This window comes from Blastococcus sp. SYSU DS0533 (assembly GCF_054050775.1).
Genome location: NZ_JBJGZZ010000001.1, coordinates 304,009 through 320,651 on the forward strand (window position 1 = coordinate 304,009; position 16,643 = coordinate 320,651).

Below are 16,643 nucleotides of genomic sequence, written 5' to 3' on the forward strand. Positions count from 1 at the left end.
GAGATGAGCACGCGCGGGGCGGTGGCCCGCCGGCGGCTGCAGGGGCTGGCCTTCCTGGTCGTGCTGGTGCTGCTGCTCGGCCTGGCGGTGGCGGCCTACCAGAAGGCCTTCACCGAGGTGGCCCGGGTGACGCTGCAGACCGACACGGTCGGCAACCAGCTGCAGGAGGCCTCCGACGTCAAGGTGCGGGGCGTCATCGTGGGCGACGTCCGCGACGTGCGCGCGAGCGCTGACGGCGCCGAGATCGAGCTGGCCATCCGGCCGGAGCACCTGGCGCAGATCCCGGCCGACGTGACCGCGCGCCTGCTGCCCAAGACGCTGTTCGGCGAGCGCTTCGTCTCCCTGGAGCTGCCCGAGCGGCCCAGCGCGGAGCGGCTCGCCGACGGCGACGTGATCGGCCAGGACCGGAGCGAGAACGCCATCGAACTGCAGCGGGTGATCGACGGACTGCTCCCGCTGCTGCAGGCCGTGGAGCCGCAGGACCTCGCCACCACGCTCGGTGCCGTCGCCGACGCGCTGCGCGGACGGGGCGACCGGCTGGGCGCCAACCTGGCCGAGGTGGGGCGGTACGTGGGGGAGCTGAACACCGTGCTGCCGGACCTGCAGGCCGACATCATCGGGCTGGCCGACTTCGCCGACACCTACGACTCGGCCGCCGACGACCTGCTGGCGCTGCTGGACAACCTCGCCGTGACCAGCACCACCCTAGTCGACCAGCAGGAGCAGCTGCGCCGGACCTTCACCGTGGGCCGGGCAGCCGGCGACGTCACCGCGGGCTTCCTGGAGGCCAACGAGCGGAACATCATCTCGCTGGCCGAGACGTCCCGGCCGGTGCTGGGCGTCTTCGCCGAGTACTCACCGGTGTACCCCTGCCTGCTGGAGGGGCTCACCCGCTTCAACCCGATGATCAGCGAGGCCTTCGGCGCCGACGGCGACCCGTCGCTGGACCTGAACATCGTCGTGACCCTGCCGCCGCGCAACCCCTACGTCCCCGGCGACCAGCCCGCGTACCTCGACCGGAGCGGCCCGGACTGCCAGGGCCTCGACGACATCGACGGGCTGATCCGGGCGGCCGAGCGCGGCGAGTACTACTGCCCGACGCCGCCGGAGGACGGCGTGGACTCGCCCGACAACCCGGTCTCGGGCAACCCCGTCTGCCTCGGCGGGCGCGGCCCCGACGACGTGCCCGACGGAGCCGGGGAGCCCAACCCCCGGGTCGGGAACTCCCTGCCCCACGACCTCGCCGGATCGACAGCGGAGCTGGACTTCGTGCGCAGCATCCTCGCCCACCAGACCGGGACCGGGCCGGAGCAGGTCTCCGACCTCGCGGTCTCCACGCTGGCTCCCCTCCTGCGCGGCACCCAGGTGGCGCTGCGATGAGGGGCGGGCTGCGGGGGATGGCCGCCCCGGTGACCAAGCTGGTGGCGTTCGCGCTGGTCACCGTGCTGGCCAGCTACGTCCTGGTCAGCACCATCACCAACGCCGGCTACGGCGACCAGCGGGCGTACCGGGCGCAGTTCACCGACGTCGCCGGCCTCGTCGAGGGAGACGAGGTGCGCATCGCCGGCGTCCGGGTCGGCCAGGTGACCGCCATCGGGCTGGCCGAGGGGACCGAGCGCCCGGTCGCCGAGGTCGCGCTGGAGGTCAGCGCCGACGTCCCGCTGCCGGCCGGGGTCCGGGCGACGATCAGGTACCGCAACCTGGTGGGCCAGCGCTACGTGGCGCTCGAGGAGGGTGACGGCTCGGCCGGGCGGGTCCTGGCGGACGACGCGCTGATCCCGCTCGCGCAGACCACCCCCGCGCTGGACCTGACCACGCTCTTCGGCGGGTTCCAGCCGCTCCTGCAAGCCCTCTCGCCCGCGGACGTGAACCGGCTCTCCTTCGAGATCATCCAGGTGTTCCAGGGGGAGGGCGGCACGGTGCAGGGCCTGCTGCAGCACATCGCGTCGCTGAGCGGGTCGCTCGCGGACAAGGACGCCGTCATCGGCAGCGTCATCGACAACCTCACGACCGTGCTGGGCAGCGTGGCCGCCCGCGACGAGCAGCTCTCCGGCCTGATCGTGAGCCTGCAGCAGTTCGTGACCGGGCTGGCCGGCGACAGCGAGGCGATCTTCGACTCCCTGCAGACCGTCGACGGGCTGGCCCGGGCCACCACCGACCTGCTCGTCGACGTCCGCGCCCCGCTGACCGCGGACATCCAGGGGCTGGAGGCGCTGTCGACCACCCTGGCCGACAGCGGGGACGTGCTGGAGGAGTTCCTCGAGCTCGCGCCCACCAAGCTGGACCTGGTCACCCGGACGGCCGTGAACGGCAGCTGGTTCAACTTCTTCCTGTGCGGGGCGTCGGGCAACGTCGTGCTGCCGGTGAGCAACCCCGACGGCACCGAGAACGCCGTCGAGGTCCCGACCGGCGGCCTGCGCAACGGCGAACGGGGGTGCAGCTGATGGCCCGCACACCCCGTCCCTTCCGCAGCCGCAACCCCGTCCCGGTCGGCGCGGTCAGCCTGGCGGTGATCGCCGTCCTGGTGCTGCTGGCCTTCAACGCGCAGTCGCTGCCGCTCATCGGGGGCGGCACGGTGTACCGGGCGCAGTTCTCCGAGGCGGCCGGCCTGCAGCCCGACGACCCGGTCCGGGTCGCCGGCGTCAAGGTCGGGAGCGTCGAGAGCCTGTCGCTGGAGGACGGTGCCGTCACCGTCGAGTTCCGCGTCCGGGACGCGTTCGTGGGCGACCGCTCGGAGGCCGCCATCAAGATCGAGACGGTGCTGGGCGCGAAGTACCTGGCGCTGGTGCCGCGGGGGAGCGCACCGCTGGACCCCGACGAGCGCATCCCGCTCACGCGCACCGCGTCGCCCTACGACGTCGTCGAGGCCTTCGCCGACCTCTCGACGACGGTGCAGGACCTCGACACCGCCCAGCTGGCCGGGTCGTTCGAGGTGCTGGCCGAGACCTTCGCCGAGACCCCCGACGAGGTGCGCAGCTCGCTGCAGGGGCTGGCCCGGCTGTCGGACACCATCGCCTCCCGCGACGCCCAGCTGCGCGAGCTGCTCTCGGCGACGCGGACGGTGACCGACGTGCTCGCCGACCGCAACGGGGAGTTCACCCGGCTGATCGTCGACTCGAACACGCTGCTGACCGAGGTGCAGGAGCGGCGGCAGCTGATCGACGCCGTCCTCACCAGCACCCAGGAGCTGTCGGCGCAGCTCTCCGGCCTGGTGGCCGACAACCGCGAGGCGCTGACGCCCGCGCTGGCGCAGCTCTCCCGGGTCACCGACATCCTGGCGCGCAACCGGGAGCACATCGACCGGACCGTCGACCGGCTGGCGCCCTTCGTCCGGGTCTTCACCAACACCCTCGGCAACGGCCGGTGGTTCGACAGCTTCGTGGACAACCTGCTGCCCGGTGTGGTCGGCAGCATCGTGTGCGGCGGGCCCGGCGTCGTGGGCGCGCCGGTCTCCTGCCAGGAGGGGAACTGATGAGCGGCTCCCTGCAGCGCGGCGTCGCGCTCGCCGCGGCGCTGGTCCTGGTCGGCGCCCTCGGCTGGACGGTGCTGCGGCCCGCGGGCCAGTACCGGGTCACCGCCTGGTTCGGGCAGGCGGTCGGGCTCTACGCCGGCTCCGACGTGCGCATCCTCGGCATCGACGTCGGTGAGATCACCGAGGTGCGGCCCGAGGGCGACCGCGTGCGCGTCGAGATGCTGATCGACGACGGCTACGACATCCCGGCCGACGCCGACGCCGTGGTGCTCGCTCCGTCGCTGGTCTCCGACCGGTACGTGCAGTTCGCGCCCGTGTACGCCGGCGGGCCGACCATGCGGGACGGCGCGGAGGTCCCGGTCGAGCGCACCGCGACACCGGTGGAGCTCGACGCCGTGTACGGCGCGCTCGACGAGCTCTCGGCGGCGCTCGGCCCGACCGGGGCCAACGCGGACGGCGCGCTGTCGGACCTCGTCGACGTCGGCGCCGCGAACCTGCGGGGCAACGGTGACGCCCTCAACCGCACGCTGACCGGCTTCTCCCAGGCGGTGGAGACGCTGGCCGAGAGCCGCGACGGTCTCTTCGACTCGGTGGAGAACCTGCAGCTGTTCACCAGCGCGCTGGCCGGCATCGACAACCAGGTCGGGCTGTTCAACGAGAACCTGGCGGCCGTCGCCGACCTGCTCGAGGGGGAGCGGGAGGACCTCGCCACGGCGATCCGGCTGCTGTCGCAGGCGCTCGGGGAGGTCGCGGGCTTCGTCCGGGACAACACCGACCTGCTGCGCACCAACGTCGACCGGCTGGCCGACGTCACGCTGACCCTGGTGCAGCAGCGGGACGCGCTGGCCGAGGTGCTCGACGTCGCCCCCGCGGCGCTGGGCAACCTGGCGCACGCCTACAACCCCGACTACGGGACGCTGGACACCCGGGACAACTCGCTGGGGGCCACCAGCCCGGAGATCATCGTCTGCCAGCTCCTCGGGGCGACCGGGCGGCTGCGGCTGGACCTCGACCTGGTGCCCGACGTGCTCACCGACCCGCTGACCCAGGGCCTCCAGCTGCCGCCGATCGAGCAGATCTGCACGCGGCTGCTCTCCGGGGACGCGAACGCCGACGGCGCCCTCGACGACGTCGACGGCAACGGGGTGAGCGACCTGCAGGAGCTCCTGACCGCGCTCTTCGGCGGCGGCACCTCCGGCGGCCGGGCCGGCGGCTCGCTCATCGGGCTGCCCGGCCTCGCGGGAGCCCCGCGATGACCCGGCCCCTCGTGCGGGCGGCCGCCCTCGCCGGCAGCGTGCTGCTGCTCGCCGGCTGCGGCTTCCGCGGCGCGTACTCCTTCGGCCTGCCCGGCGGGGCCGACCTCGGCGACGAGCCCTTCACCGTGCAGGTGGAGTTCCTCGACGTGCTGGACCTGGTGCCGCAGTCCGGCGTGCGGGTGGCCGACGTGCCGGTCGGCCGGGTCGAGGAGATCGAGCTGGGGGAGGACTGGACCGCGCTGGTGACGCTGTCGGTCAACGGTGAGGTCGAGCTGCCCGCGAACGCCGTCGCGATGGTCCAGCAGACCTCCCTGCTGGGCGAGAAGTTCGTCGAGCTGGCACCCCCGGGCGGCGAGGAGCCGCAGGGCGTGCTCGCGGACGGTGCGCGCATCGGCCTGGACCGCACCAACCGCAACGTCGAGGTCGAGGAGCTGCTCGGCGCGCTGTCCCTGGTGCTCAACGGGGGAGGGCTCACCCAGCTGCAGACCATCACCCGGGAGCTCGGGGTCGCGCTGGAGGGCCGCGAGTCGGCGATCCGCAGCACGCTGGAGCAGCTCGACACGTTCATCGGCGGGCTGGACGCCCAGCGGGCGGAGATCAGCCGGGCGCTGGACAGCGTGGACGCGCTGGCGGCCGGCCTCGCCGAGCGCACGCAGACCATCGAGACCGCCCTGGACACCATCGGCCCCGGCCTGGACGTGGTGGACCAGCAGCGCGACCTGCTGGTCTCGATGCTGGACAGCCTCGCCCGGCTCGGCGACGTCGGGACCCGCGTCATCGAGCAGGCGGGTGCGAACACCGTCGAGGACCTGAGGCTGCTGCAGCCGATCCTCACCCAGCTCGCCTCCGCGGGGCCGGACCTGGCCGGCTCGCTGGACCTGCTGCTGACCTACCCGTTCCCCGCCAGCTCGCTGTCGGCGCTGAACTACCGGCAGGACCTGCGCACCGGTGGCTACGGCCTCTTCACCAACATGACCGCCAGCCTGGACCTGGACCTCACCGAGGTGCTCTGCCGCTACGCCGTCGACCCGCTCACGGGCGCGGTGGAGGAGAGCGCGCCGGACGACCTCAGCGGTGATCGGTGCGGCGTCCCGGGCACCCCGCCGGGCAACGGCTCCGGTGCGCCCTCGGGCGGGACGGGCCCGACCGGTCCGGCCGAGCAGACCGCCCTGGGCGCGCTGCTGCCGGAGAGCGTCGTCGGCCGGGTACCCGGCCAGGGCGGCATCGTCGGTCTGCCCGACCTGCTGGGAGGCCGGCCGTGATCACCCGGACCACGAAGCTCCAGCTCGCCGCCTTCGCGATGGTGGCCGTGCTGGGGATGGCCTACCTGGGGTTCAAGTACGTCGGCCTCGACCGGGTGCTGCTCGGCACGGGCTACGAGGTGGCGGCCGACTTCCGGGACTCCGGTGGCATCTTCGAGAACGCCGAGGTGACCTACCGGGGGGTCTCCGTCGGGCGGGTCACCGACATGGAGCTGGTCGGGGACGGGGTGCGCGTGACGCTCACCATCGACCCCGACGCCGAGCCCATCCCCGCCGACACCACCGCCAGGGTCTCCACCCGCAGCGCGGTGGGGGAGCAGTACGTCGACCTCGTGCCCGACGACGGGGAGGGCCCGTTCCTGGAGGACGGTGCGGTCATCCCGCAGGAGCGCACCGCGATCCCCGTGCCGGTCGAGCAGCTGCTGCTCAACGTCGACGAGCTGGTCGGCTCGCTGGACCAGGAGAACCTGCGGATCGTCGTCGACGAGCTGGGCCGGGCCTTCGCCGGGGCCGGGGACGACCTCGGCCGGCTCATCGACAACGGCGACCTCCTGCTCGCCCGGGCCCAGGAGTCGCTGCCCGAGACGCTGCGGCTGATCAGCGACAGCCGGACGGTGCTCGACACCCAGGTGGCGGGCCGCTCGGCGATCCAGCAGTGGGCGGCCGACCTGCGGCTGGTGAGCGACACGCTGGTGGCCGGCGACGCCGACCTGCGCAGCCTCCTGGTGAACGCCCCCGATGCCGGCGACTCCCTGCAGCGCCTGGTCGAGGAGGCCGGCCCCGCCCTCGGCCCGCTGATCCGGAACCTCGACGTCCTGAACCGGGTCACGATCCCGCGCCTCGACGGCGTCGAGCAGCTGCTGGTGACCTACCCGGACGTCGTCTCCGGCGGCTTCACCGTCGTGCGCGACGACGGCGGGACGATGCGGGCGCACTTCGGCTTCGTCCTCAACGCCGATGACCCGCACCCGTGCACCAGCGGCTACGTGTCCACCGGCTCCCTGCCGGGGCCCGGCGCGGTGCAGGCGCTGGACACCGACGCGGTGCGGTGCGAGGTCGTGGACGGCGTCGACCCCGACCCGGCGGACGGCGTCGACGAGACCGGCGCCGCCATCCGCGGTGAGCAGAACATCGGGCGCTCCGGCGGGGTCGGCGGGACCGGGCCGCAGAGCGGGGGCGGCACCCGCCCGCCCGTGCTGACCGGCCTCGACGACCTGCTCGGCGAGCTGCTGGGCGCCAGCCCCTTCGCCCGCACCGCTGCCTGAACCCACCCGTCCGGGTCGGTCGCGGTGCACCGCCGGCCCGGGCCACGAGATGACGGAGGAAGATGCGCCGGTGATCAGGAACGCGTGGTCCCGGTCGCCCGCGGGCGACCGGGTGAGCGACACCTCCGTGGCCGTCGCCGAGGAGGCCCCCGCGGTCGCCGCCGCCGGTGCCGCGGGCGGGACGGCCGGGGAGCCGGCGACCGACGCCGCCACGACCGGCCGGCCGGCGGTCCCGGTGGTGCCGCTGCTCGCGACGCTGCTGGCCCTGCTCCTGGCCGCGGCCGCCTTCCTCTGGTCCACCAGGCCGGCGCCGTCGGCCATCGGCACCGACGACTACGTCGACGCGCTGCAGGCTGCCCGTGCCCACGTGGTCGACCTGACCTCCTTCGACCACGTCACCCTCGACGAGGACATCCGCGAGATCGAGCAGGTGGCGACGGGCGAGCTGGCGGAGGAGACGATCGCCCAGCTGGAGGCGCGCCGCCAGCAGATCGTGGAGTCCGAGGCCGTCGTCAGCACCGAGGTCGTCGGGGCCGGCGTCACCCGGGCCGACGCGGGCCGGGCCACCGCGCTCCTGGTCATCGAGTCGACCCAGAAGAGCGACGCCGACGAGCAGGCCCAGCTGCTGCGCTACCGGATCGAGGTCGAGCTGACCGAGGTCGACGGCCGGTGGCTGCTGTCCGCGATCCGGGGAGGGTGAGGTACCGATGAGCCAGGCACCGGAGGACCGCCCGCGCCCCACGGCCCGCCCCCGGCCCGCACCCGCGGCCCGGCCCAGCCCCCGCCCGCGGGTCGCCGGGAGCCGGCGTGACCGCGAGGACGCCCCGGTCCCGCCCGGGTCGGCGCCCGGGAGCCCGGACACCGCGGCGGCGGAGCCCGCCGGCCGCGCACGGCGGTCGGCATCGGCCCGCCGGCACGCCGCGGCACCCGCCACGGGTCCGGCCCCGCGCCGCCGGCGTCCCGGCCGTGCACCGGTCGCGGTCCTGGCCCTGCTCTGCCTGCTGGCCGCCGTCGGCACCGGTCTCCTGCTGGGGCAGCGGCTGGATCCGCGCTACGTGCAGACCGGGGTGATCGAGGCGGCGGAGGACGGCGTGCGTGCGCTGTACGCCTACGACTACGAGGACTCCGAGGGCAGCGTCGAGGGCAAGCTCGCGGTGCTCACCGGGGAGCTGCGCGAGCAGTACGAGCGCGACCTGTCCCAGGGCGGGATCATCGACACCTACGAGCAGGTCTCGGCCACGACCAGCTACGAGGTCGACGACGTCGGGCTGCAGCAGATCAACGACGCCCAGGACACCGCGACGCTCGTCGTCTTCGGTCAGTACGTCGTCCGCTCGGTGAACACCGGGCAGCAGCAGCCCCCCGAGGGCTCGGAGTGCCAGGTGACCCCCGAGGGGGCCCAGTCCTGCGTGCAGACGGTGCAGGTGCGCATGGTCACCGTGGACGGCGAGTGGAAGATCAGCGAGCTGACGCTGCTCACCACCTCCTGAGAGGCCGACGGCGTGGCGGTCCCACCGGGGGCGTCCGACTGCCATGATGGGTCCGGCGCACGCCCTGCCGGGCCCCTCGACGGGCCCGCGCGTCCCGCTGGTGTGGCACCGGTCGCACCGGTGACCCCGGCGTGGACACGGCGCTCCGGTAGGGGTAGGGTCTCCTGTTGCGCTGCCCTCTGACTGCCTGCCCGCCGAGACGGGTCACGACGGGTGCCCGGGAATCTCCCGGGCCACGCCCGCGCTGACCTGTGCGGCGAGCGATCGCGGCCGTCGCGGACAGCCTCGCCATCACCGACGACGACCCAGGACGACCCCGCAGCCCACCGCCCGCACGTCGTGAGGTCCTTGGAAGGACGCATCTTGGCAGGCTCTCGCCCCACCAGCATCACCCCCGGCACCACCGAGTCCGGCACCACCCAGACCACCCCGGTCCCGCAGGACGGTCCCCGCACCGGCGAGGCCGACCAGCAGAAGATCCCCGGCGCGCCGCTGCGCGTCTCGTTCGCCAAGATCTCCGAGCCGCTCGAGGTCCCCGACCTCCTGGCGCTCCAGACCGCTTCCTTCGACTGGCTCGTGGGCAGCCCCGAGTGGCGGGCCACGCTGTCGCCGGAGGAGCAGGCCGACGCCGTCGGCGGGCTGGCCGAGATCCTCGAGGAGATCTCGCCGATCGAGGACTTCAGCGGCTCGATGTCGCTGTCCTTCTCCAACCCGCGCTTCGAGGACGTCAAGGCGTCCCTCGAGGAGTGCAAGGACAAGGACATGACCTACGCGGCGCCGCTGTTCGTCACCGCGGAGTTCATGAACAACACCACCGGCGAGATCAAGTCGCAGACGGTGTTCATGGGCGACTTCCCGATCATGACGAACAAGGGCACCTTCGTCATCAACGGGACCGAGCGCGTGGTCGTCTCGCAGCTGGTCCGCAGCCCGGGTGTCTACTTCGACAAGACCCTGGACAAGACGTCGGACAAGGACGTCTTCAGCGCCAAGGTCATCCCCAGCCGCGGTGCGTGGCTGGAGTTCGACGTCGACAAGCGCGACACCGTGGGCGTGCGCATCGACCGCAAGCGCCGCCAGCCGGTCACCGTGCTGCTCAAGGCGCTGGGCTGGACCGAGGACCGCATCCGCGAGCACTTCCAGTGGTCGCCGACCGTCCTCGCCACCCTGGAGAAGGACCACATCGCCGGCCAGGACGAGGCACTGCTCGACATCTACCGCAAGCTGCGGCCGGGCGAGCCGCCGACGCGCGAGTCGGCGCAGGCGCTGCTGGAGAACCTGTTCTTCAACCCGAAGCGCTACGACCTGGCCAAGGTGGGCCGGTACAAGGTCAACAAGAAGCTGGGCGTCGAGGTGCCGCAGAGCACCAGCACGCTGACCGAGGACGACATCGTCGCCACCATCGAGTACGTCGTGCGCCTGCACGCCGGCGAGCCCGACCACGGTGTGGACGACATCGACCACTTCGGCAACCGCCGCCTGCGCACCGTCGGGGAGCTGATCCAGAACCAGATCCGGGTCGGCCTCTCCCGCATGGAGCGCGTGGTCCGCGAGCGCATGACCACCCAGGACGTCGAGGCGATCACGCCGCAGACGCTGATCAACATCCGGCCGGTCGTCGCCTCCATCAAGGAGTTCTTCGGCACCAGCCAGCTGTCCCAGTTCATGGACCAGACCAACCCGCTCGCGGGCCTGACCCACAAGCGCCGCCTGTCGGCGTTGGGCCCCGGTGGTCTGTCCCGTGAGCGGGCCGGCATGGAGGTCCGGGACGTCCACCCGAGCCACTACGGCCGCATGTGCCCGATCGAGACGCCGGAAGGCCCGAACATCGGCCTCATCGGCTCGCTCTCCTCGTTCGGCCGGGTCAACGCCTTCGGCTTCATCGAGACGCCGTACCGCAAGGTCGAGAACGGCCAGGTCACCACCCAGATCGACTACCTGACCGCCGACGAGGAGGACCGCTTCGTCGTCGCGCAGGCCAACAGCCCGCTCGACGCGCAGGGCCGCCTGGCCGAGGACCGCGTCCTGGTCCGCACCAAGGGCGGCGAGGTCGACTACCTCTCGCCCGAGCAGGTCGACTACATGGACGTCTCGCCGCGGCAGATGACCTCGGTCGCGACCGCGATGATCCCGTTCCTGGAGCACGACGACGCCAACCGCGCGCTCATGGGCGCCAACATGCAGCGCCAGGCGGTGCCGCTGCTCCGCAGCGAGGCGCCGCTCGTCGGCACCGGCATGGAGCTGCGCGCCGCGGTCGACGCCGGCGACGTCGTCGTCGCGGAGAAGGCCGGTGTGGTCGAGGACTCCACCGCCGACTACATCACCGTCATGGCCGACGACGGCACCCGGCAGACCTACCGGCTGCTGAAGTTCCGCCGCTCGAACCAGGGCACCTCGATCAACCAGACCCCCGTCGTCGACGAGGGCCAGCGCGTCGAGGTCGGCCAGGTCATCGCCGACGGCCCCTGCACCGACCAGGGCGAGATGGCGCTGGGCAAGAACCTGCTCGTCGCCTTCATGCCGTGGGAGGGCCACAACTACGAGGACGCGATCATCCTGTCGCAGCGCCTCGTGCAGGACGACGTCCTGTCCTCGATCCACATCGAGGAGTTCGAGGTCGACGCCCGCGACACCAAGCTCGGTGCCGAGGAGATCACCCGGGACATCCCGAACGTCTCCGAGGACGTGCTGGCCGACCTGGACGAGCGCGGCATCATCCGCATCGGTGCCGAGGTCGTCCCCGGCGACATCCTCGTCGGCAAGGTGACGCCCAAGGGCGAGACCGAGCTGACCCCCGAGGAGCGGCTGCTGCGCGCGATCTTCGGCGAGAAGGCCCGCGAGGTCCGCGACACGTCGCTGAAGGTCAAGCACGGTGAGTCCGGCAAGGTCATCGGCGTCCGCGTGTTCTCGCGCGAGGACGGCGACGAGCTGCCCGCCGGCGTCAACGAGCTCATCCGGGTCTACGTCGCCCAGATGCGCAAGATCTCCGACGGCGACAAGCTCGCCGGGCGCCACGGCAACAAGGGCGTCATCTCGAAGATCCTGCCGCAGGAGGACATGCCGTTCCTCGAGGACGGCACCCCGGTGGACATCGTCCTCAACCCGCTCGGCGTGCCCGGCCGCATGAACGTCGGCCAGGTGCTGGAGACCCACCTCGGCTGGATCGCCAAGCAGGGCTGGGAGGTCAACGGCGACCCGGACTGGGCGAAGAACCTGCCCGAGGCCGCGAAGTCGGCGGCCCCCGGGACCCGGACCGCGACGCCGGTGTTCGACGGCGCCAAGGAGGACGAGATCATCGGCCTGCTCGGGTCGACGGTCCCGAACCGCGACGGCAACCGGATGGTGCAGCCGACCGGCAAGGCGCGGCTCTTCGACGGCCGCTCCGGGGAGCCGTTCCCGGAGCCGATCTCGGTGGGCTACGTCTACATCCTGAAGCTGCTGCACCTGGTCGACGACAAGATCCACGCCCGCTCGACCGGCCCCTACTCGATGATCACGCAGCAGCCGCTGGGTGGTAAGGCGCAGTTCGGTGGCCAGCGCTTCGGCGAGATGGAGTGCTGGGCGATGCAGGCCTACGGCGCGGCCTACGCGCTGCAGGAGCTGCTCACCATCAAGTCCGACGACATCCTCGGCCGCGTGAAGGTGTACGAGGCGATCGTCAAGGGCGAGAACATCCCCGAGCCGGGCATCCCCGAGTCGTTCAAGGTGCTGCTCAAGGAGCTGCAGTCGCTCTGCCTCAACGTCGAGGTGCTCTCCGGTGACGGGCAGGCGATCGAGCTGCGCGACACCGACGACGAGGTCTTCCGGGCCGCGGAGGAGCTGGGCATCGACCTGTCCCGCCGCGAGCCGAGCTCCGTCGAGGACGTCTGAGAGAGGACCCCTCCCCGGACCCCTTCGCACGCTCAGGGGACCCCGGGGAGGGGGCCTTTCCAACCAAGCCTTTTCAGTCAAAGTGCAGTACCGATCCCCTGAAAGGGGTCACACCTTGCTCGACGTCAACTTCTTCGACGAGCTCCGCATCGGGCTGGCCACCGGCGACGACATCCGCCAGTGGAGCCACGGTGAGGTGAAGAAGCCCGAGACCATCAACTACCGGACCCTGCGTCCGGAGAAGGACGGTCTCTTCTGCGAGAAGATCTTCGGTCCCACGCGGGACTGGGAGTGCTACTGCGGCAAGTACAAGCGCGTCCGGTTCAAGGGCATCATCTGCGAGCGCTGCGGCGTCGAGGTCACCCGCGCCAAGGTGCGTCGTGAGCGGATGGGCCACATCGAGCTGGCCGCGCCGGTCACCCACATCTGGTTCTTCAAGGGTGTGCCCTCCCGCCTGGGCTACCTGCTCGACCTGGCGCCCAAGGACCTCGAGAAGATCATCTACTTCGCGGCCTACATGATCACCTCGGTCGACGACGAGGCGCGCCACCGCGACCTCCCGACCATCGAGGCCGAGATCAGCGCCGAGAAGTCGAACCTGGAGAACCGGCGCGACGCCGACGTGGAGGCTCGCCAGCAGAAGCTGGAGGCCGACCTCGCCGAGCTCGAGGCCGAGGGCGCCAAGTCCGACGTCCGCCGCAAGGTCCGCGAGGGCGGCGAGCGCGAGATGCGCCAGCTGCGCGACCGCGCCCAGCGGGAGATCGACCGCCTCGACGAGGTGATGGACACCTTCCGCAAGCTCGAGGTCAAGCAGCTCATCGCCGACGAGGGCCTCTACCGCGAGCTGCGGGACCGCTTCGGCGAGTACTTCGAGGGCGGCATGGGCGCCGCGGCGCTGCAGAAGCTGCTCGCCGGCTTCGACCTCGACGCCGAGGCCGCCTCGCTGCGCGAGACCATCCGCAGCGGCAAGGGCCAGCGCAAGCTGCGGGCCCTGAAGCGGCTCAAGGTCGTCGCGGCGTTCCAGCAGACCCGCAACTCGCCCATGGGCATGGTGCTGGACTGCGTCCCGGTCATCCCGCCGGACCTGCGCCCGATGGTGCAGCTCGACGGTGGCCGCTTCGCGACCAGCGACATGAACGACCTGTACCGCCGCGTGATCAACCGGAACAACCGGCTGAAGCGCCTGCTGGACCTCGGCGCCCCCGAGATCATCGTGAACAACGAGAAGCGGATGCTCCAGGAGTCCGTGGACGCGCTGTTCGACAACGGGCGCCGCGGACGGCCGGTCACCGGGCCGGGGAACCGTCCCCTGAAGTCCCTGAGCGACCTGCTCAAGGGCAAGCAGGGCCGGTTCCGCCAGAACCTGCTCGGCAAGCGCGTCGACTACTCGGGCCGTTCGGTCATCGTCGTCGGCCCGCAGCTGAAGCTGCACCAGTGCGGTCTGCCCAAGCAGATGGCGCTGGAGCTGTTCAAGCCGTTCGTGATGAAGCGGCTGGTCGACCTCAACCACGCGCAGAACATCAAGTCCGCCAAGCGGATGGTCGAGCGCGCCCGCCCCGTCGTCTGGGACGTGCTCGAGGAGGTCATCACCGAGCACCCGGTCCTGCTGAACCGGGCGCCGACGCTGCACCGCCTGGGCATCCAGGCCTTCGAGCCGCAGCTGGTCGAGGGCAAGGCCATCCAGATCCACCCGCTGGTCTGCACCGCGTTCAACGCGGACTTCGACGGTGACCAGATGGCGGTGCACCTGCCGCTGTCGGCCGAGGCCCAGGCCGAGGCCCGCATCCTGATGCTGAGCTCGAACAACATCCTGAGCCCGGCCGACGGTCGTCCGATCACCGCGCCGACCCAGGACATGGTGCTGGGCCTGTACCACCTGACGACCCTGGTCCCCTCGCGGCACGAGGCGGACGGTGGCAAGCCGGCGGCCTACGCCTCGGCGGCCGAGGCGCTCATGGCCTTCGACATGGGTGCCCTGGCGCTGCAGGAGCGGGCCTACATCCGGCTCGACGAGGTGTTCGGCGTCGACAACGGCAAGGTCAACGAGCCGTGGGAGCAGCCGGAGGACTGGACGCCGGGTCAGCCCGCCATCGTCGAGACCAGCCTGGGCCGGGTGCTGTTCAACGAGGCCCTGCCAGAGGACTACCGCTTCGTCAACTACCAGGTGCCGAAGAAGGAGCTCGGGGCGATCGTCAACGACCTCGCCGAGCGCTACCCCAAGGTGCAGGTGGCGGCGACGCTGGACGCCCTCAAGGCGGCCGGGTTCCGCTGGGCCACGCGGTCGGGCGTCACCATCGCCATCGACGACGTCGTCACGCCGCCGGTCAAGCAGGAGATCCTCGACCGGCACGAGGCCGAGGCGGCCAAGATCGAGAAGCAGTACGAGCGCGGCGTCATCACCGACGCCGAGCGTCGTGGCGAGCTGATCGAGATCTGGACCCGCGCGCGGGCCGAGGTCAGCCAGGCGATGGTCGACAACTTCCCGACCACCAACCCGGTCTGGGTGATGGTCAACTCGGGCGCCCGAGGCAACATGATGCAGATCAGCCAGATCGCCGGTATGCGCGGTCTGGTCGCCAACCCCAAGGGCGAGATCATCCCGCGGCCGATCAAGGCCAACTTCCGGGAGGGTCTGTCCGTGCTGGAGTACTTCATCTCCACGCACGGTGCCCGCAAGGGTCTGGCCGACACCGCGCTGCGGACCGCCGACTCCGGGTACCTCACCCGTCGTCTGGTGGACGTCTCGCAGGACGTCATCATCCGCGAGGAGGACTGCGGCACCGACCGCGGCGTCCTCATGCCGATCGGCACGCTGGTCGACGGCGTGGTCACCCGTGACCCCCACGTGGAGACCAGCGTCTACGCCCGCGCGCTCTCGGCCGACGTGGTCGCCGAGGACGGGACGGTCATCGCCCCGGCCAACGCCGACCTGGGCGACGTGCTCATCCAGCAGCTGGTCGACGCCGGCGTCGCGGAGGTCAAGGTCCGCTGCGTCCTGACCTGCGAGTCGCTGCTCGGCACCTGCGCCACCTGCTACGGCCGCTCGCTGGCGACCGGCAAGCTGGTGGACGTCGGCGAGGCGGTCGGCATCATCGCCGCCCAGTCGATCGGTGAGCCCGGCACCCAGCTGACGATGCGCACCTTCCACACCGGTGGTGTGGCGGGTGAGGACATCACCCACGGTCTGCCGCGTGTGGTGGAGCTCTTCGAGGCCCGCGTCCCCAAGGGCAAGGCCCCGATCGCCGAGCTGGCCGGCACGGTCCGGATCGAGGACGGCGAGCAGTTCCGCAAGCTCACCATCACGCCGGACGACGGCTCCGACGAGGTCGTCTACGACAAGCTGTCGCGTCGCTCGCGGCTGCGGGTCGAGGACGGCGCCCACGTCGAGGTCGGCGAGCAGCTCACCGAGGGTGCGGTCGACCCGCACGAGGTGCTGCGGATCATGGGCCCGCGCGAGGTGCAGCTGCACCTGGTCCGCGAGGTCCAGGAGGTCTACCGGAGCCAGGGTGTGTCGATCCACGACAAGCACATCGAGGTGATCATCCGCCAGATGCTGAAGCGGGTGACCATCATCGACTCGGGCGCGACGGAGTTCCTGCCCGGTGCGCTGGTCGAGCGGACGCTGTTCGAGACGGAGAACCGTCGCGTCGTCGCCGAGGGCGGCGAGCCGGCCTCGGCCCGTCCGGTGCTCATGGGCATCACCAAGGCCTCGCTCGCGACCGAGTCGTGGCTGTCGGCCGCCTCCTTCCAGGAGACGACCAAGGTGCTCACGGATGCCGCGATCCAGGGCAAGAGCGACAGCCTGCTCGGCCTCAAGGAGAACGTGATCATCGGAAAGCTGATCCCGGCGGGTACGGGCATCAGCCGCTACCGGAACATCACGGTCGAGCCGACCGAGGAGGCGCGCGCCGCCGTCTACACCATGGCCGGCTACGAGGACGGGCAGTACTACAGCCCGGACGTCTTCGGCCAGGGCACCGGCGAGGCCGTCCGCCTCGAGGAGTACGACTGGCGGGGCTGATCCCCGG

Annotated in this window: 10 protein-coding genes; all 10 read left to right on the forward strand. The window is 71.7% G+C overall.

Features of this window, described 5'->3' with window-relative positions; all coding sequences use genetic code 11:
• Nucleotides 1-3 precede the first annotated feature (3 nt).
• Nucleotides 4-1,380 (forward strand): MCE family protein, encoded by a 1,377-nt coding sequence (locus ACI79W_RS01570; RefSeq protein ID WP_456560328.1) that lies wholly within the window; start codon nucleotides 4-6, stop codon nucleotides 1,378-1,380.
• Nucleotides 1,377-2,444 carry an MCE family protein gene (locus ACI79W_RS01575; protein ID WP_456560329.1) on the forward strand — a complete coding sequence of 356 codons (1,068 nt, stop codon included), beginning with the start codon at nucleotides 1,377-1,379 and terminating at the stop codon, nucleotides 2,442-2,444. Before ACI79W_RS01570 ends, ACI79W_RS01575 begins: the two co-directional genes overlap by 4 nt.
• Nucleotides 2,444-3,472 carry an MCE family protein gene (locus ACI79W_RS01580; RefSeq protein WP_456560330.1) on the forward strand — a complete coding sequence of 343 codons (1,029 nt, stop codon included), beginning with the start codon at nucleotides 2,444-2,446 and terminating at the stop codon, nucleotides 3,470-3,472. Before ACI79W_RS01575 ends, ACI79W_RS01580 begins: the two co-directional genes overlap by 1 nt.
• Entirely contained in the window at nucleotides 3,472-4,728 is a 1,257-nt protein-coding gene (locus ACI79W_RS01585; protein WP_456560331.1) for an MCE family protein, read from the forward strand. The genes ACI79W_RS01580 and ACI79W_RS01585 overlap by 1 nt, the downstream gene beginning before the upstream one ends.
• Complete coding sequence (locus ACI79W_RS01590; protein WP_456560332.1) at nucleotides 4,725-5,990, forward strand: MCE family protein; 1,266 nt, start codon at nucleotides 4,725-4,727, stop codon at nucleotides 5,988-5,990. The genes ACI79W_RS01585 and ACI79W_RS01590 overlap by 4 nt, the downstream gene beginning before the upstream one ends.
• Nucleotides 5,987-7,255 carry an MCE family protein gene (locus ACI79W_RS01595; RefSeq protein ID WP_456560333.1) on the forward strand — a complete coding sequence of 423 codons (1,269 nt, stop codon included), beginning with the start codon at nucleotides 5,987-5,989 and terminating at the stop codon, nucleotides 7,253-7,255. Before ACI79W_RS01590 ends, ACI79W_RS01595 begins: the two co-directional genes overlap by 4 nt.
• 112 nt (nucleotides 7,256-7,367) lie before the next feature.
• On the forward strand, nucleotides 7,368-7,955 hold the full coding sequence (locus tag ACI79W_RS01600; RefSeq protein ID WP_456560334.1) for a hypothetical protein: 588 nt from the start codon (nucleotides 7,368-7,370) through the stop codon (nucleotides 7,953-7,955).
• A 7-nt stretch (nucleotides 7,956-7,962) separates the two neighbouring features.
• The gene (locus tag ACI79W_RS01605) at nucleotides 7,963-8,745 is read left to right on the forward strand and encodes a hypothetical protein (RefSeq protein WP_456560335.1); all 783 of its coding nucleotides are present in this window, start codon (nucleotides 7,963-7,965) and stop codon (nucleotides 8,743-8,745) included.
• Nucleotides 8,746-9,108: 363 nt separating this feature from the next.
• On the forward strand, nucleotides 9,109-12,615 hold the full coding sequence (gene rpoB, locus ACI79W_RS01610) for a DNA-directed RNA polymerase subunit beta (protein ID WP_456560336.1): 3,507 nt from the start codon (nucleotides 9,109-9,111) through the stop codon (nucleotides 12,613-12,615).
• Nucleotides 12,616-12,730: 115 nt separating this feature from the next.
• Complete coding sequence (locus tag ACI79W_RS01615) at nucleotides 12,731-16,636, forward strand: DNA-directed RNA polymerase subunit beta' (protein ID WP_456560337.1); 3,906 nt, start codon at nucleotides 12,731-12,733, stop codon at nucleotides 16,634-16,636.
• Nucleotides 16,637-16,643 lie beyond the last annotated feature (7 nt).